General features: G+C 38.7%; 17 protein-coding genes. 15 read left to right on the forward strand and 2 right to left on the reverse strand.

Going from position 1 to position 18627, the window contains the following annotated elements; all coding sequences use genetic code 11:
* The first annotated feature begins 34 nt into the window (after positions 1-34).
* The 15 genes from C1A09_RS08055 to C1A09_RS08125 all read left to right on the forward strand — a co-directional run bounded on the left by C1A09_RS08055 (position 35) and on the right by C1A09_RS08125 (position 16218).
* Entirely contained in the window at positions 35-766 is a 732-nt protein-coding gene (locus C1A09_RS08055) for a type III pantothenate kinase (RefSeq protein WP_101543064.1), read from the forward strand.
* Positions 753-2015, forward strand: a complete 1263-nt coding sequence (gene bamG / locus C1A09_RS08060) for a BamG family beta-barrel-assembly machinery protein (RefSeq protein ID WP_101543065.1) — start codon at positions 753-755, stop codon at positions 2013-2015. The genes C1A09_RS08055 and bamG overlap by 14 nt, the downstream gene beginning before the upstream one ends.
* Positions 2016-2053: 38 nt before the next feature.
* Entirely contained in the window at positions 2054-3376 is a 1323-nt protein-coding gene (locus tag C1A09_RS08065) for a tetratricopeptide repeat protein (protein ID WP_101543066.1), read from the forward strand.
* A gap of 5 nt (positions 3377-3381) precedes the next feature.
* Positions 3382-4011 carry an LPS export ABC transporter periplasmic protein LptC gene (gene lptC / locus C1A09_RS08070; RefSeq protein WP_101543067.1) on the forward strand — a complete coding sequence of 210 codons (630 nt, stop codon included), beginning with the start codon at positions 3382-3384 and terminating at the stop codon, positions 4009-4011.
* Positions 4012-4015: 4 nt separating this feature from the next.
* Entirely contained in the window at positions 4016-5272 is a 1257-nt protein-coding gene (locus tag C1A09_RS08075; RefSeq protein WP_101543068.1) for a hemolysin family protein, read from the forward strand.
* A 122-nt stretch (positions 5273-5394) separates the two neighbouring features.
* Positions 5395-7533: a peptidylprolyl isomerase gene (locus C1A09_RS08080; RefSeq protein WP_101543069.1), complete on the forward strand. Its 2139-nt coding sequence runs from the start codon at positions 5395-5397 to the stop codon at positions 7531-7533.
* 269 nt (positions 7534-7802) lie between these two features.
* The gene (rlmN, locus tag C1A09_RS08085; protein WP_101543070.1) at positions 7803-8843 is read left to right on the forward strand and encodes a dual-specificity RNA methyltransferase RlmN; all 1041 of its coding nucleotides are present in this window, start codon (positions 7803-7805) and stop codon (positions 8841-8843) included.
* A gap of 70 nt (positions 8844-8913) precedes the next feature.
* A complete protein-coding gene (locus C1A09_RS08090) occupies positions 8914-9972 on the forward strand; it encodes a DUF4837 family protein (protein ID WP_101543071.1) in 1059 nt (352 codons plus the stop codon).
* Between the two features lie 2 nt (positions 9973-9974).
* On the forward strand, positions 9975-11072 hold the full coding sequence (gene pdxA / locus C1A09_RS08095; protein WP_101543072.1) for a 4-hydroxythreonine-4-phosphate dehydrogenase PdxA: 1098 nt from the start codon (positions 9975-9977) through the stop codon (positions 11070-11072).
* 1 nt (position 11073) lies between these two features.
* A complete protein-coding gene (locus C1A09_RS08100) occupies positions 11074-12324 on the forward strand; it encodes a sigma-54 interaction domain-containing protein (RefSeq protein ID WP_101543073.1) in 1251 nt (416 codons plus the stop codon).
* Entirely contained in the window at positions 12311-12835 is a 525-nt protein-coding gene (locus C1A09_RS08105) for an LptE family protein (protein WP_101543074.1), read from the forward strand. The genes C1A09_RS08100 and C1A09_RS08105 overlap by 14 nt, the downstream gene beginning before the upstream one ends.
* Before the next feature lie 9 nt (positions 12836-12844).
* Entirely contained in the window at positions 12845-13660 is an 816-nt protein-coding gene (locus C1A09_RS08110; RefSeq protein ID WP_101543075.1) for a DUF8458 domain-containing protein, read from the forward strand.
* 4 nt (positions 13661-13664) lie between these two features.
* Positions 13665-14045, forward strand: coding sequence for a preprotein translocase subunit SecG (gene secG, locus C1A09_RS08115; RefSeq protein WP_101543076.1), 381 nt, complete (start codon positions 13665-13667; stop codon positions 14043-14045).
* A gap of 155 nt (positions 14046-14200) precedes the next feature.
* The gene (locus C1A09_RS08120) at positions 14201-15865 is read left to right on the forward strand and encodes an MFS transporter (protein WP_101543077.1); all 1665 of its coding nucleotides are present in this window, start codon (positions 14201-14203) and stop codon (positions 15863-15865) included.
* Between the two features lie 2 nt (positions 15866-15867).
* A complete protein-coding gene (locus tag C1A09_RS08125; RefSeq protein WP_101543078.1) occupies positions 15868-16218 on the forward strand; it encodes a PqqD family protein in 351 nt (116 codons plus the stop codon).
* A gap of 79 nt (positions 16219-16297) precedes the next feature.
* Here C1A09_RS08125 and C1A09_RS08130 read toward each other — a convergent pair whose 3' ends face one another.
* Both C1A09_RS08130 and C1A09_RS08135 read right to left on the reverse strand, forming a co-directional pair.
* Positions 16298-17365 (reverse strand): DUF4831 family protein, encoded by a 1068-nt coding sequence (locus tag C1A09_RS08130; protein WP_101543079.1) that lies wholly within the window; start codon positions 17363-17365, stop codon positions 16298-16300.
* A gap of 87 nt (positions 17366-17452) precedes the next feature.
* Positions 17453-18574: a lactonase family protein gene (locus C1A09_RS08135; RefSeq protein ID WP_101543080.1), complete on the reverse strand. Its 1122-nt coding sequence runs from the start codon at positions 18572-18574 to the stop codon at positions 17453-17455.
* Between the last annotated feature and the right edge of the window lie 53 nt (positions 18575-18627).

Below are 18627 nucleotides of genomic sequence, written 5' to 3' on the forward strand. Positions count from 1 at the left end.
CTACCTTTGTCCCCTCAAAGATAAAAATAAGACAGTGAATCTCATTATTGATATAGGAAATACGGTGGCTAAGATTGCGGCGTTCAATGGAAATACATTGCAGGAAGTGATATATGATTCTAATAAAACGTTAGAAAAGTTATCCGCTTTTTGTTGTAAATATATATTTGAAAGAGCGATTGTGGCTACCGTCATAGATCTTGGCAAACAAGCTTTGATACAATTGGAATTATTGTCTGTTCCAGTACTTTGGTTAGATGAAAAAACGTCGCTTCCGATAGAAAACCTTTATGAAACTCCACTGACGCTGGGCTATGACCGTATAGCTGCTGTTGTGGGAGCGAATGAACAATTTCCCGATAAAAATATTCTGGTGATTGACGCCGGTACTTGTATTACATACGAGTTTATTGATGCTACTGGTCGTTATCATGGAGGAAATATCTCTCCGGGCATGCAGATGCGTTTCAGGGCCTTGCATCAGTTTACAGGAAGGCTTCCGCTGGTATCAGCTGAGGGGGAACGGGTATCAATAGGTAAGAATACTGATACGGCTATTCGCGAAGGGGTATTGAAAGGTATTGAACATGAAATTTCAGGTTACATTATGGCTATGAAGCATAAATATGCTGAAGTTTTGGTTTTTTTAACGGGCGGTGATGATTTTTCTTTTGATACAAACTTAAAAAGTATCATCTTTGCAGACAGATTTTTAGTGTTGAAAGGATTAAATAGAATTTTAAACTATAATAATGATAGGATATAGACAAACACTCTTGGTGTTCTTGCTAATAATAGTGTCCGGAGCGATCTTCGCTCAAAATAATACAAACTCTCCTTATACACGATATGGATATGGACAGTTAGCAGACCAAGGTTCAGGTAATAGCAAGGCCATGGGTGGTATTGCATACGGGTTGCGAGATAAATTTCAGACTAATTTCGTGAATCCGGCTTCCTATACGGCGATTGATTCACTTACATTTATTTTCGACGGAGGTATCTCATTGCAAAATACTAATTTTAGCGATGGGAAAGTGAAGAAAAACGCCAAAAATTCCAGTTTCGACTATATTACTATGCAATTCCGTTTGGGTAAATGGGCTGCTATGAGTTTAGGGTTATTACCATATTCGAATGTGGGTTATAGTTTGGGGGAATATCGTGAGAATTCAAAAGTGGAGACTAGTTCGAATACAGTGACATATTCTGGCGAAGGTGGTTTGCATCAACTTTATTTAGGGGCAGGTTTTAAAATATTTAAAAATCTTTCCGTAGGTGCGAATATTTCGTATCTTTGGGGAGATGTAACACGAACTTTGGCGGAACAATTTCCGTCTAATTCATCAATTATGCCACTGACAACAGTATCTAATGTGGCAATAAAGAGTTATAAACTAGATCTTGGTGCACAGTATACACATCAGTTTGGCAAAAAAAATGAAATAACGGTGGGAGCAGTTTTTACACCGGGACATGACTTGAGTAATAATACATATTTTCAAGACCAATTGGGTAACTCCAATACGGGGTCTACTATAACAGTAAGAGATACAACTGTGATTTGTGGAACACCCATGACACTTGGAGTTGGTCTTACGTATACGTACGACAATCGATTGACGGTAGGTGCTGATTTTATGTATCAGAATTGGGGATCGGTGACTTATATGAATGAAGATGATGCTTTCTGTAATCGTACGAAAATATCCGTAGGTGCGGAATTTCTTCCAAATCCGTTGGGGAGAAGTTATTTTGCTCATGTGAAATATCGTTTGGGAGCTTATTATTCTCAACCTTATTATAAAATAAAAGGAGAACGTGCAGCTAACGAATATGGTCTTACTGCCGGTTTTGGACTACCTATTCCGCGTACACGTTCTGTGTTGAGTCTTTCGGCACAATACGTAAGAACAGAAGGGACGAACGCGACTTTTGTGAATGAAAATACATTGCGTATCTGCATTGGAGTGACTTTTAATGAACGTTGGTTCTTTAAACGTAGAGTTGATTAATGGTGAATAGACAATATAACAACTAAAATTTAGATACAATGAAAATTAAAACGCTTGTAGCTATTTTACTCCTTTCGGGTGGAGTAAACAGCGCTTTCGCACAAAATGATTGTAATGCAAACAGTAGTATTTCTCATGAGGCGGTGAAAGCCGGTAATTTTAAAGATGCATATGCTCCTTGTATGGCTGTGCTGAAAGATTGTCCAACATTGAGATATTATACTTTTACTGATGCTCAAAAGATTTTAGTAGGTTTTCTGAATCAGATTAAAGATAGAAATTCTGCTGATTACAAGAAATACTTTGATGAATTGATGAATGTATATGATTTGAGAATGAAATACATTCCTGAATTTATTCAGAAAGGTATGAAAGGCGTACCGAGTGTTGCAGATGCTTTGGGCGCAAAAGCGGTAGACTATATTCAATATGCCCCGCAACCAGATTTGGATCAAGCTTATCAATGGTTAAAAGAATCAATAGAAGCTGAGAAGGCTGGTTCTAAAGGTGCTGTACTTCACTACTTTTTGGATGTTTCTATGCAAAAAGTAAAAGCTGATAATAATTTCACCGATCAGTTCTTCCAGGATTATATTAATGCTTCTCAATATGCTGATGAGGCTATTGCAGCAGAAACTAAACCTGCTACAAAAGCTAATTTGCAGGCAATTAAGGATAATTTGGTAGCAATGTTTATTAATAGTGGTGTTGCCGATTGCGAATCATTACAGAATATTTATGGGCCGAAAGTAGAAGCTAATAAAACTGATTCTGCTTTTTTGAAGAAAACCATTGCTATTTTAAAGATGCAAAAGTGTAATGATAGTGAAGTTTACTTCAAGGCTTCTGAATATTTGTATGCTGTGAATCCGACTGCTGACGCAGCTGTTGGTGTAGCATATATGTACTATAAGAAAAATGATTTTGATAATGCTGTGAAGTTTTTTGATGAGGCTCTGAATATGGAAACTGACAGCAAAAAGAAAGCAGAAATGGCATATGCTACTGCTGCAGCTTTATGGCAGGCCAAGAAGTTGTCTCAGGCAAGGACATATGCTCAAAAAGCTATTAACTTTAATGAAAGTTATGGTGAACCCTATATTTTGCTGGCGCAAATGTATGGAGCTAATCCTAATTGGAGTGACGAACCTGCATTAAATAAGTGTACGTATTTTGTGGTTATTGACAAGTTGCAACGTGCTAAAGCCGTTGATCCGAGTGTGACGGATAAAGTAAACGAATTAATATCAACGTATGCACGTCATACTCCGCAAGCTAAAGACCTCTTTATGTTAGGTTATAAAGCCGGTGATCGTATCACTATTGGCGGTTGGATAGGTGAGTCTACAACCATTCGATAGAGAATATGTTGTTACAACTCGATAACGTTGTCAATCTTAAAAATATGAGCATAACCATTGTCCTTACGGCAATGGTTATGTTTCTTTTATTTTCTTCCTGTTCGGGAGGAAAAAAAGACTTGGGTGCTGCGATTACTGAACGTGATTCATTACCTGTAATGGATACTCGGGGGGTGACGACATTGGTTTCAGACTCGGGAGTTACCCGTTACAGGGTTAATACGGAAGAATGGTTGATTTTTGATCGTAAATCACCTTCTTATTGGGCATTTGAAAAAGGAATATACCTAGAGAAATTTGATTCTTTGTTTCAAGTGGAAGCCAGTATAAAAGCTGACACTGCTTATCATTATGATAAGGAACGGCTATGGAAGTTGATGGGAAATGTTCACATCCAGAATTTGAAAGGTGAGAAATTCGATACGGAACTACTATATTGGGATCAGAATAAACATAAGGTATATTCTGATAAAAGGGTACGTATTGAACAACCTGATCAGGTTATTTATGCCATAGGTTTTGAATCGGATGAGCAGTTGAATAAATATCGCTTTTTTAAGACGGAGGGTATCTTTTATGTAGATGAGGAAAATACAGCTCCAATGGATACTTTGCAGAACGATAGCATCAAATAGCAGAATGGATACGATTATTTACTTGTTGATGACGATGGCTTTTTCCGCTTTCTTTTCTGGAATGGAGATTGCTTTTGTTTCTGTTGATAAACTACGTTTTGAGATGGAACGGAAACCGGGGGTTATTTCAAATATTCTGGTTTGTTTTTTTCGCAATCCGAACAATTTTATTTCTACTATGTTGGTGGGAAATAATATTGCATTGGTCATTTATGGTATTTTGATGGCACAGATAATTGAAGTTAATCTTTTGGCAGGAGTTATCTCAAATCATTTTGTGCTTGTACTGGTGCAGACTATTATTTCTACGTTTATTATTTTGGTAACAGGAGAGTTTCTGCCCAAGACTTTGTTTAAAATCAATCCCAATTTAATGTTGAGGGTTTGTGCTATACCTTTATTTATTTGTTATGTCATTCTGTTTCCCATATCGAAGTTTGCTTCGGGTATTTCTTATCTTTTCCTGCGGCTGCTGGGTATGAAGATAAACAAGGAAGCGTCTGCTAAGGCTTTTGGTAAAGTTGATTTGGACTATTTTGTTCAAACGGGTATTGAGAATGCCGCTAATGAGGAAGAATTGGATGCGGAGGTGAAAATCTTTCAGAATGCTCTCGATTTCTCCAATGTTAAGATACGCGATTGTATTGTGCCTCGTACAGAAGTGGTGGCAGTGGATGTTACGGTTTCGCTGGAAGACTTGAAAAGCTTGTTTGTGGAGTCGGGTATTTCTAAGATTATTGTTTATGATGGAAACATAGATAATGTAATAGGTTATATTCATTCCTCTGAAATGTTTCGCAATCCGGTAGATTGGCGGAATAATGTCAAGGAAGTTCCTATTGTACCCGAAACGATGGCGGCACATAAGTTGATGAAACTTTTTATGCAGCAGAAAAAGACAATTGCAGTTGTAGTTGATGAATTTGGGGGGACATCTGGTATCGTCTCTTTGGAAGATTTGGTGGAAGAAATTTTTGGAGATATTGAAGATGAACATGATAACACGTCGTATGTTTGTAAACAGATTGGTGAACACGAATATGTACTTTCAGCACGTCTGGAAATAGAAAAAGTGAACGAGACTTTTGGATTGGAATTACCGGAGTCAGATGAATATCTGACAGTAAGTGGATTAATTTTGAATCGTTATCAGAGTTTTCCAAAATTGCATGAGGTAGTTGTGGTAGACCAATATCAGTTCAAAATAATCAAAGTAACAGCAACAAAAATAGAGTTGGTGCGGTTGAAAGTCGTTGAATAATCTCGTTTAGGTATAAATTTTTAGAGAATAAATAGATGCGTATTAGCATTTTTTGTATCTTCGTGCGCTAAAATGAACATGAATGGAAAATAATAATAAACAAATAAATCATATTAACTAAAATGGCAACATTACAAAACATTCGGTCTAAAGGGCCTTTATTGGTGATTGTTATTGGTTTGGCGCTGTTTGCCTTCATCGCGGGAGACGCGTGGAAAGTACTTCAGCCACATCAATCACAAGATGTAGGTGAAGTGAACGGGGAAACAATTTCCGCTCAGGATTTCCAGGCGTTGGTAGAAGAATATACGGAAGTCGTAAAATTCTCCAGCGGTTTGAACGCATTGAGTGATGAACAGACTAACCAAATCAAAGATGAAGTATGGAGATCATACGTTAACAATAAATTGATTGAGAACGAGGCTGAAAAGTTGGGCCTAACTGTTTCTAAGGCAGAAATTCAAGCTATTATTGATGCAGGTATACATCCGATGTTGCAGCAGACTCCGTTCCGTAACCCGCAGACTGGAGCTTTTGATAAGGATATGTTAAAGAAGTTTTTGGTGGATTATTCTAAGATGAATCAGGCTCAGATGCCTGCTCAATATGCAGAATATTATAACTCTATGTATAAGTTCTGGTCTTTCATCGAAAAATCACTTGTGCAGGCCCGTTTGCAGGAAAAATATCAAGCATTGGTTATTAAGTCATTGTTCTCAAATCCGGTTGAAGCACAAGATGCATTCGATGCAAGGGTAGATCAATCCGATTTATTGTTGGCTGCTATTCCTTATTCTTCTATTGTAGATTCTACAATTGTTATTAAGGAAGCGGACTTGAAAGAGGCATACGATAAGAAAAAAGAACAATTCAGACAATATGTGGAAACTCGTAATATTAAATTTATTGATGTACAAGTAACAGCAAGCCCTGAGGATAAGGCTGCTATTCAGGAAGAAGTAGAGGAATATACAACTCAGATGAGTAGTAATAATGAAGATTATACTACTTTTATTCGTTCAACTGGATCTGTTACTCCGTATGTTGATTTGTTCTATACAACAAAATCTTTGCCTGCTGATGTGGTTGCACGTTTGGATTCTGTGACGGTAGGCGGTGTGTTTGGTCCCTACTACAATGTATCCGACAATACTATCAACTCTTTCAAAAAGTTGGCTTTTGCTGCTTTGGCAGACTCTATCGAATATCGTCAAATTCAGGTTGTAGCTGATAATGCTGACAAAACTAAAGCTTTGGCAGATTCTATTTTTGGTGCTATCAAGGATGGTGCAAGCTTTGCAGAAGTTGCTAAAAAATACGGTCAAACCGGCGAACCTGCCTGGATTTCTTCTGCTAATTATGAGGGTGCGCAGATTGATGGTGACAATTTGAAATATGTGAAGACTATTACAAGTTTGGCTCAGAATGAGTTGGTTAATCTAGCTTTAGGGCAAGCAAATGTTATCTTGCAGGTTACTAACAAGAAAGCTGTTAAGGATAAATATAAAGTGGCTGTTATCAAACGTCCGGTTGAATTTAGTAAGGAGACTTATAATAAGGCGTATAATGATTTTAGCCAGTTTATTGCTGTCAATAATACATTGGATAAGATGAGTGCTAATGCGGAAGATGCAGGTTATAAATTATTGGATAGAACTGATCTTTATAGTTCAGAACATGGCATTGGTGGTGTGAAGGGTACAAAAGATGCTTTGAAATGGGCGTTCTCTGCTAAAATAGGTGAAATTTCAGGTCTGTACGAATGTGGCGAAAGTGATCATATGATGGTAGTAGGTGTTGCAAATATTGTTCCAGAAGGTTATCGTCCGTTGGCTTTAGTAAAAGACCAGTTGAGAAATGAGATTCTTCGTGATAAGAAAGCTGAAATAATTATGGCTGATATGAAGGCTGTAGGTGCTGTTTCATTTGATCAATATAAAAATATGGCTAATGCAGTTAGTGATTCTGTAAAACACGTTACTTTCGCAGCTCCGGCATATGTCCCGGTATTGCGTAGTAGTGAGCCTTTAGTAGGTGCTTATGCGTCTATTGCAGAATTAAATAAACTGAGCGCTCCTATCAAGGGTAATGGTGGTGTATTCGTTCTTCAACCATATGCAAAAGAGAAGTTGAATGAGACATTTAATCAGGAGACAGAAGAAAGTACTTTGGAAAGTATGCATGTACGTATGGCAAGTCAGTTTATTAACGACTTGTATCTGAATGCAGATGTGAAAGATAATCGTTATCTGTTCTTTTAAAAAGTGAGTTGAATAAAATAGCATAGTAAAAAGCCGTCCGAATACGTCGGACGGCTTTTTTATTATCAAAATACTGCATCGCTTTGCCTTTATGCAACTTTATTTCTACCTTTGCATTTAATTCACCATAGAAGATACAGGACTTTTATATTCTGTTATTTTGTCTGTCATTTTAAGTATAGCTGAAAAAATCTTCTAATGCGTACATTAAGGGAATAGATTCTTCAGAATGACAGATCGTATGTGTTGAAAACTAAAAGATAGATTATATGCAGAAACAATCCCTCTTAGGACTAACCCTTATCGAATTGCAAGCAGTAGTAAAAAAACTGGGAATGCCTAGGTTTGCTGCTAAACAGATTGCAGAGTGGCTGTACGATAAGAAAGTGGCTTCCGTTGATGATATGACAAATTTGTCGTTAAAACATCGGGAACTGTTAAAAGAACAGTATGAGGTAGGTATTGCAGCTCCGGTGGATGAAATGCGGTCGGTAGATGGTACAGTGAAATACCTTTATCGAGTGGGAAGTAGTCACTTTGTAGAAACTGTTTATATTCCCGATGATGATCGTGCTACATTATGTGTTTCTTCGCAAGTGGGATGCAAAATGAACTGTAAATTCTGTATGACAGGTAAGCAAGGTTTTATAACTAATCTGACTGCCAACCAAATCATAAATCAGATAAGTTCTTTGCCGGAGCGAGATAATCTAACAAATGTTGTGATGATGGGAATGGGAGAACCATTGGATAATTTGGATGAAGTGTTGAAAGCATTGGAAATTATGACTTCATCCTATGGCTATGGTTGGAGTCCGAAACGTATCACACTCTCTTCTGTCGGTCTTCGTAAAGGGTTACAACGTTTTATTGAAGAAACAGACTGCCATTTGGCAATCAGTCTTCATTCTCCAATAGTATTGCAACGTCGTGAATTGATGCCTGCAGAAAAAGCTTTTTCTATTATTGAAATAGTAGATTTGTTAAGAAACTATGATTTTAGCAAACAACGCAGACTATCTTTCGAATATATTGTTTTTAAAGGAGTGAACGATTCGTTGCTTTATGCTAAGGAGTTGTTGAAGTTGTTGCGTGGTGTAGATTGCAGAGTAAATTTGATACGTTTTCATGCTATTCCAGGAGTAGATTTGGAAGGCGCTAATATGGAAACGATGATAACTTTCCGTGATTATTTGACTTCCCGCGGACTTTTCACCACAATTCGCGCATCTCGCGGAGAAGATATATTTGCTGCATGCGGTATGTTGTCTACAGCTAGGCAAGAGGAGAATAAAGAAGAATTAATATAAATTATTAACTTTAGCGGTTTGTATATACGATTTTTTCGTAGCTTTGTAAGAAACTAAAAAACATAGAGATATGAAGAAACGCCTGTTTTATTTAAGTATGGTTTTCGTTATGACGTTGTTTTCAGCGTGTGGTAACGGTAAAAAGGGGGTGTTTACTCCGACTTCCAGTGGTCGTGCGTATGAAATTCTGGTAGTGGTTGATCCTGGATTATGGGAACGTCCTGCCGGTCGTGCCCTTTATGATGTGCTTGATACGGATGTGCCGGGATTACCTCAATCTGAACGTTCATTCCGTATCATGTATACTTCTCCTGCAAATTATGACTCAACGTTGAAGTTGATTCGTAACATTATTATTGTAGAAGTGAATAAAGATCTCTATACGCAACCTAAGTTCAAATATGCAAAGGATGTATATGCTGCGCCTCAGTTAATCTTGACTATTCAGGCACCGGACGAAGCTTCATTCGAGAAGTTTGTAGAGGAAAATAAGCAGGTTATTATTGATTTCTTTACTCATGCCGAGATGAATCGTCAAATTTCTGTTTTGAAAGATAAGCATAGTGACTATATTTCTACAAAGGTAAAGAGTATGTTCGACTGTGACGTATGGGTACCCGGTGAACTGACTTCTACTAAACAAGGTGAAAACTTTTTCTGGGCAGGTACTAATGCTGCTACTGGCGATCAGAATTTTGTAATCTACTCTTATCCCTATACAGATAAGGATACATTTACCAAAGAATATTTTGTTCAGAAGCGTGACTCCGTTATGAAAGTGAATATCCCTGGGGCAAGAGAGGGTATGTATATGGAAACAGATTCTTTGATGACCGATGTACGTCCTATTTCCGTACAGGGTGATTATGCGCTTGAAGCTCGTGGATTGTGGCGTGTAAAGGGGGATTATATGGGCGGTCCATATGTTTCACACGCTCGTTTGGATAAGTCCAACCAGCGTATTATCGTATCTGAAATATTTGTGTATTCACCTGATAAATTAAAACGTAACTTGGTACGTCAGATGGAAGCTTCATTGTATACTTTGAAATTACCTAACAGTAAACATGGGGGAGCTGAAATACCATTGGGAGTAACGAAACAAGATACTACTAAAATTATAAAATAAGAATGGAAGATAATAAAATAAGGGTAGGCATTACGCAAGGAGATATTAATGGAGTGGGATATGAAGTTATTTTGAAAGTATTCTCAGATCCTACTATGTTAGAGTTGTGTACACCTATTATTTATGGTTCGCCTAAGGTTGCCGCTTATCATCGTAAATCTCTTGATTTACCTACGAACTTTAGTATCGTCAACTCGGCATCGGAAGCAGCCAACAATCGCCTGAATGTGGTAAATTGTACAGATGATGAAGTGAAAGTTGAGTTCTCTAAGCCTGACTTTGAGGCTGGTAAAGCTGCACTTGACGCTCTTGAGAAGGCAATAGAGGAGTATAAAGAAGGATTGGTAGATGTGATTGTGACAGCTCCCATCAACAAGCATACTATTCAGTCGAATGAATTTTCATTTCCCGGTCATACGGAATATATTGAAGGGAAACTGGGGAATGGAGAGAAGGCTTTGATGATATTGATGAAAGATGATTTCCGTGTAGCATTGGTAACGGGACATATTCCTGTAAGAGAGATTGCATCTACCATTACCAAGGAATTGATACAGGAGAAGTTGGCTATTTTTAATCATTCTTTGAAGCAAGATTTTGGTATCGGTACGCCGCGTATTGCGGTACTTTCTTTAAATCCGCATGCAGGTGATGAAGGGTTGCTCGGAACGGAAGAACAAGAAATAATTATTCCAGCTATTCAGGAAATGGCGGCTAAAGGTATACTTTGTTATGGCCCTTATCCTGCCGATGGGTTTATGGGTGCTGGTAATTTTGCCCATTTTGATGGTGTGTTGGCAATGTATCATGACCAGGGATTGGCTCCATTTAAAGCTTTAGCTATGGATGAAGGGGTAAACTATACTGCTGGACTACCGGTAGTACGTACTTCGCCAGCTCATGGTACGGCATACGATATTGCCGGAAAGGGGTTAGCATCTGAAGATTCTTTTCGTCAGGCTGTTTATGTGGCTATTGATGTGTTCCGTAACCGTCAGCGTGAAAAAGTGGCACATGCCAATCCACTGCGAAAACAGTATTATGAGAAACGTGATGACAGTGATAAACTGAAACTCGATAGTGTAGAAGAAGATTTGTAGTATGACGAAAGCGGAAATACAACAAGTAAAATTACGATTTGGTATCATTGGTAATAACGAGACATTGATGCGTGCTATTGATATTGCCATTCAGGTAGCTCCTACTGACTTGTCGGTATTGATTACTGGGGAGAGTGGTGTGGGTAAAGAAAGCTTTCCGCAGATTATCCATCAATTCAGCCGAAGAAAGCATGGGCAGTATATAGCTGTCAATTGTGGTGCCATTCCTGAAGGGACGATTGACTCAGAACTTTTCGGGCACGAAAAAGGGGCATTTACCGGTGCCATCGGTGAACGTAAGGGTTATTTCGGTGAAGCTAATGGTGGTACTATTTTTCTAGATGAGGTAGGGGAGTTACCTCTGCCCACTCAGGCACGTTTGCTTCGTGTTCTTGAATCAGGAGAATTCATCAAGGTGGGTTCCTCTAAAGTGGAGAAAACAAATGTACGTATTGTTGCTGCTACCAATGTAAATTTGGCACAAGCCATTGCTGACGGTCGTTTTCGCGAAGATTTATATTATCGTCTGAATACAGTTCCTATTCAGGTACCGCCATTGCGTGAGCGCGGAGAGGATGTTGTGTTGTTATTCCGTAAATTTGCTTCCGACTTTGCCGAGAAGTATCGGATGCCTGCCATTCAGCTTGCAGAAGATGCTAAGCAGATGTTGTTAGCATACTCTTGGCCTGGAAATGTGCGTCAGTTGAAGAATATCACGGAGCAGATTTCTATTATTGAAACTAATCGTGAAATAAGTGCTTCTATTTTGAAAGGATATTTACCTGTTCAGAATAATGTACAACGTTTTCCCGCTTTACTAGGTATGAAAGAAAACAAAGGTTTTGAAAGTGAGCGGGAGATACTTTATCAGGTATTGTTTGATATGAGGCATGACGTTACTGAATTAAAAAAACTGGTACATGAGATTATGCAGGAACGTGGCTCTTCTGTGGGAACTTCCTCGGTTACTCCTACTACGTACCTTACTCCAACACCTCCTGTGGTAGCTTCGGTACCGGCTGTAGTGCCGACTATTATTCATCCGTCGGCGAAGTCTGTTTCCGAAGTGGATGATGATATTCAGGATACGGAGGAATATGTAGAAGAATCGCTTTCTCTGGATGAGGTGGAAAAAGAAATGATACGTAAAGCCCTTGAAAAACATCATGGAAAGCGCAAAAGTGCCGCAAAGGATTTAAATATCTCTGAGCGCACACTATACAGAAAGATAAAAGAATATGGATTGGATTAAAAAAATAACACTGGTTGTTTCTTTGGTGAGTCTGGTGTTTGTGGTATATTCTTGCCGTATTTCTATGGGACTTGCTCCGATAAGTTCTATTGATTACAGTAAGGTGAAGACTATTTCCATTGCGGAATTTCCCAATCGTGCGGAGTATGTTTATGTTCCCATGGCTACTGAATTTAACCAGAAGTTGAAGGATATGTTTATCCAACAAACTCGTTTACAATTGGTAAACTCCAACGGTGACTTGGAAATAGATGGTGAAATAACTGGTTACAATCAATATAATGAGGCTGTTGCTGCTGATGGATTCTCTTCCAAAGTGAAGGTTACCATGACTGTTAATGTGCGCTTTGTGAATAATACCAATCACGAAGAAGACTTTGAGCAGCAGTTTTCTGCCTTCCAGACATACGATTCGTCACTGCTATTGACCGATGTGCAGGACGGCTTAATAACCAAAATGATTAAGGATATTACAGAACAGATATTTAATGCAACTGTAGCTAATTGGTAATCGAAGAAAATGACTTCTGCACACCTGCAACAATGGATATCATATCCTGAAACGTTGAATAGAGACACCTTGTACGAACTACGTACTTTAGTAGCTCGTTATCCTTATTTCCAATCAGTTAGGTTGTTGTTCCTCAAGAACCTGTATTTGTTACATGATATCAACTTCGGTACGGAGTTACGCAAGGCGGTGCTGTATGTAGCCGATCGTCGTGTACTGTTCTATTTGATAGAGGGTGACCGGTATACTCTGAAGTCCAAGACATCTTCTTTGTTGTCTTCCAAAGTTTTGGAGGAAGAACCGAGTGTAGATCGTACACTATCCTTGATCGACGCTTTTTTGGCCACTGTTCCGGAAGAACATTCACAACCCATGGAACTGGATTATACGATGGACTATACATCTTTCTTGATGCAGGATGACGGGCGGATAGGAGAAATAATTTTGGAAACAGATATCCCTAAATTGCGGGGGCATGAGTTAATAGACGGTTTTATCCAAAAGAGTGAAACTATGGAAGTACCTGCTTTTGAGAAACCTGTACCTTATAGATTAGAGAAAGATGAGAATCTCATCAATGAAAGCAAGATGCCTTTGGCAGAAATCGTAGGAGATGAACTTACATTGGGGGATACAGAAGAAAACAGTATAGACGATAGCTGTTTTACGGAGACTTTGGCTAAAATCTATGTTAAACAGCGCAGATATGATAAAGCCCTTGAAATAATTAAAAAATTAAGCTTGAATTATCCAAAAAAAAATGCTTACTTTGCAGACCAAATCAGATTTTTAGAGAAATTGATTATTAACGCTAAATCAAAATAACAAAATGTACTTCTTATTAATTATTTTAATGGTGATTGCATCCTTGTTGATGTGTTTCATTGTGTTGATCCAGAATTCCAAAGGCGGTGGTTTGGCTTCGGGGTTCTCTTCATCCAATCAAATCATGGGTGTGCGCAAGACTACTGACTTTTTAGAAAAAGCTACATGGGGATTTGCTGCATTTATGGTAGTGATGAGCATTGCTTCTGCTTATGTAGTTCCAAGTGCTTCTCATAAGAGTGGTGATGTAATTATGGAACAAGCCCAGCAAGAAGAAAAAACAAATCCGTATAATATGCCGGTAGGTACTACTGCTCCGCAGGCTGAAACTCCTGCAACAACAGCTCCTGCAACAACAAACGGCTCTGACTCTGCGGAAAATTAATCATAGATTAATTTGTATTCATATCCAGCGGAATTGCGCAATAATAAGTTGCCCAGTTCCGCTGTTTTTTTTGAATATGTGCGGATATAACTTATATTTAGCTAATTTTGTACTTATATTCAGAATCTATTTACTACTATAACATACTATTTAAAATGACAACTACTGACAAAATTCATCAAACACTGCGCGATTCTGCAGGTATGCGTTGGACGGTGTTACTGCTTTTAGCTTTTGCTATGTTCTGTTCATATATTTTTATGGACATACTTTCACCTATTAAGGATTTGATGCAGTCTACGCGTGGCTGGGACTCAACTGCGTTTGGTACGATGCAAGGTTCTGAGACATTCCTTAATGTATTTGTGTTTTTTCTTATCTTTGCTGGTATTATCCTCGATAAAATGGGGGTACGTTTTACTGCAATTCTTTCGGGTGCCGTAATGCTTGTTGGTGCTACTATTAATTGGTATGCGGTGACTGATAGTTTTCAGGGAAGTGGACTTCATACTTGGTTCACTAATAATCTGAATTATATTCCTGGATTTGATGAGTTGGGTATTTCTCCGTTCTATAAAGGTATGCCTGCGTCGGCTAAGTTTGCAGCAATTGGTTTTATGATCTTTGGTTGTGGTGTTGAGATGGCCGGTATTACAGTTTCTCGTGGTATTGTCAAATGGTTTAAAGGACGTGAGATGGCTCTTGCCATGGGGTCAGAAATGGCTCTTGCTCGTTTGGGGGTTGCTACTTGTATGATATTCTCTCCAGTTTTTGCTAGATTGGGAGGAGTTATTGATGTTTCACGTTCGGTGGCATTTGGAGTTGTTCTGTTGTTCATAGCGCTCATTATGTTTATTGTTTATTTCTTTCTGGACAAGAAGCTTGATGCTCAAACCGGTGAAGCTGAAGAGAAAGATGATCCATTTAAGATTAGCGATCTTGGTACAATTCTGTCAAGTAGTGGCTTTTGGTTGGTAGCCCTTCTTTGTGTACTTTATTATTCTGCTATATTCCCTTTTCAGAAGTATGCAGTAAATATGTTACAGTGTAACTTAGTATTCAAGGAAGTTCCTGCTGACTCTTTTTGGGCTACTAATACGGTAACAATCATTCAATATTGTATAATGCTTGTTGTTGCTGGTGCTTCTTTTGCGAGTAACTTTATGAAGAAAGTAAGTTTGAAATACAGTTTACTTACTCTTGCCAGTATATTATTGGTCGTATTCTGTTATATGGGATATATGCGTCAGAGCGCAGAGACGGTATTTGCTGTATTTCCTTTACTTGCCGTGGGTATTACTCCGATACTTGGTAACTATGTCGATCATAAAGGTAAAGCTGCTTCTATGCTTGTAATCGGTTCTTTGTTACTTATTCTTTGTCATCTTACCTTTGCGTTTGTGCTTCCGATATTTAGAGATAATGCAATTGGTGGTATTGTCATAGCTTATCTTACTATATTGGTTCTTGGAGCGAGTTTTTCTTTGGTACCTGCTTCTTTATGGCCCAGTGTTCCAAAGCTGGTCGACGCCAAAATTATCGGTAGTGCTTATGCGCTTATCTTTTGGGTTCAGAATATTGGTCTTTGGCTCTTTCCTCTTCTTATTGGTAAAGTGCTTGATAAAACCAATACACAACTTGTAGCCGACTTGAACAGTGGACTGATCACTTCAGAAGAAGCTGCTGTTTCGTATAACTACACTGCACCATTAGTAATGCTTGCTTGTCTCGGTGTTGCTGCTTTGATATTAGGTTTAGTACTTAAAGTGGTCGATAAAAAGAAAGGACTTGGTTTGGAGGAACCTAATATCAAGGGGTAAGTATGTTGGATATAAAAGGAAAAATTAATCTACTTGATGCAGTTCCAGTTCAATGTGAACATATTACCACCGAGTGGAAAGGTGAATGCGCAGTACTCACCTTTCCCCGATTTAAATATGAATGGATGCGTCGTTTCTTGTTGCCGAAAGGTATGTCTCCCAATATCCATGTCCGGTTGGAAGAACACGGTTCGGTGGTGTGGCGTTCAATAGATGGACAACGGACTGTACAGGAGATTATTTCCATGCTTGCCGGATACTTTCAAGATGAAAAGACTTATCCTTCACGTGTCGCTACTTATGTAATGCAACTACAAAAGGATGGATTTATTCAATTAAGAATTAAAAATTAAAAGATATGAGGCTGCGCAATGTAAAATATGACTTTAGTTGCGCAGCCTCATATCTTTTAACTTTTAAGGATTTAGTTCACTAAAATTTTCCTTCTTCTCTATCTACTTTTATCAATCCTCCTGTCGCTGTATCAAATAATACTTTTACGGTTGAATTCTTGTTGAACAATACTGGTGCAAGGTATTCGATTGTACCGAACTGGGTAATAGGTAGTTCTCCGTCAAACAGACGTTTATTGTTATTGTCTGTCAATGTTACGTGTGCCCTGCCCGGAACATTATAGGCTATACCGTCCATTTTTTTCTTACCATCGTCTACTGGAAGGGTGGGTGTCTTTAAATCACTTATACTGATATAATACGGTTCACCTGCTAAATCATCATTAGCAACTATACCCAAGCGTTTTGAAAAGCGGAAAACGATTTCATTATCCATTTCTTTGGGCGTCAACCGGATGGTGAAGGTTTTTGTTTCTTTCTTTATCTGACCAGAGAACATTTCTGTCATGGCACGTTCCTGTAAATTCAGATTATCAAGCATAATTTTGAGTTGTGCACCATCTTGCGGCATATTATCAGCTTCGCCGCGTAGAAAGGCATTTTTACTCTCGCGGATATTGTAAATCTCTTTGGCTACCAATTCGGCCATTTTAGCTCTGGAACTTGCCATCAATATTTCTTCTGTCAGAAATCTTCTAGGATCGATATTGTCTTGTACTTCGGTATCAGTTGCTTGGGGAGATTGTACTTTGTTACGTTCGCTGAGTGGCATATTGATGGAACGTATGATGCCGTTTTCCGTAAGCTCCATGAGCGGTGCTACTGTTTTGTCCTTCAATTTCACAAAGTAGACATTCTTTTTGTCTGGTATACCTGCTACGTGAGTTTCAATCTTGTCAATAGTCCAATGTATCTCGGGATCGGCAGATACACTACCCATGCGCAGATAGCGGTCGGCATATTTACAAAATTCCCCAGGAGTATAAGTATGCTTTGTTGTCTCAATGATTACTTCTATTTCAGTTTTTGGCAGGATATAAGTCACTCCGTAGTCCTTGCCACGCATTACACCCACTGTGACATCTGTCTGGGCATAACTGTTTGTAGCTATTAAAAGGCCTGCAAGCCATATTATTTTTTTCTTCATAATGTTCCAATCTGTTTAAAACGATGAATTTAAGAAACAAAGTTAACGAAGTTCTTTATTCCCGGAAACTCATTTACGAAAGATTAACTAATGGTTAAAAGGCGGAACAAATTGTACACAGACAGGTTTGTCTACAATGATATCTTTTTGTATATCTTTCAAGACTCCTGTATTTTTGTCGCGTTCGTACACTTGAATGACATTACTGTCACGACAAGCCACCAACAGATATTTACCATTTGGGGTAATGTTGAAATGTCTGGGATGTATACCTGTTAACTGATATCCTACTTTTGCCAACGTTCCATTTTCTGTATTGACAGCAAAGATAGCAATACCATCAGCTTGCAAACGATTGCTGGCATATAGATATTTACCATCAGGGCTGAGGTGAATATCCCCACTTCCACGGGCAGCTGTTGTATCAGCGACAATAGATTGTATTTGTTCCAGTTTTCCATCCTCATAACTGAAAGCAATAACCTTTCCAGAGAGTTCATTAATCAGATATGCGAATTTTCCATTCGGGCTGAATATCAGATGTCTTGGACCGGAACCAGGTGCGACATCAGTCGTTTCGGCAGATAGGTGAGGTACAATATCTTTAGGATGTAGAACAAAACGCAAAATGCGATCGGAACTGAAGTCTGTAGCGAAGATATACTTACCATCCGGTGAAAAAATGGCACAATGAATATGTGGCGTCACTTGTCGAGTCGTGTCTGGACCTGATGCTGTACCTTCAAAAAGAGTATCAACAGAAGCTATGGTTCCATCTTTCCGTAGAGGAAAGATGGACATGCTACCACCACTATAATTAGCAGTCAATACTTCTTTTCCGTTGGTCGAAACATAACAAGGGTCGGCGCCAAGTGTCGGTTCGGTATTTAGCAGGCAGAGTTCTCCTGTCTCCCGATTGAATGCAAAGGCATTCAGTGCAGCTGTATTATCGTTTATTTCACTGACAGCATAGACAAACTTTCCGTCTTCCGAAGGGATAAGATAGGAAGGATTAGGTATTTCCACAGAGTCGAGCGGCGTTGTAGTACCCGTTTCCTGATTAAAACGAAAACTATAAATACCTTTACTTGTACCATTGGTATAAGTTCCTATCAGCATAGAGAGCTCGTCCTTATTACCATTCTTCGCATCCTTGGAAGCACAAGCGGTTATACTTAGTCCGAGCATACAGAAAAGAAGTGTTTTCATCGAGTGATAAATATTTAGTGATTAGCGGTCAGTAATACACGGCATACCGCTAA

The organism is Bacteroides cutis (assembly GCF_900241005.1).
Classification (GTDB): Bacteria; Bacteroidota; Bacteroidia; order Bacteroidales; family Bacteroidaceae; genus Bacteroides; species Bacteroides cutis.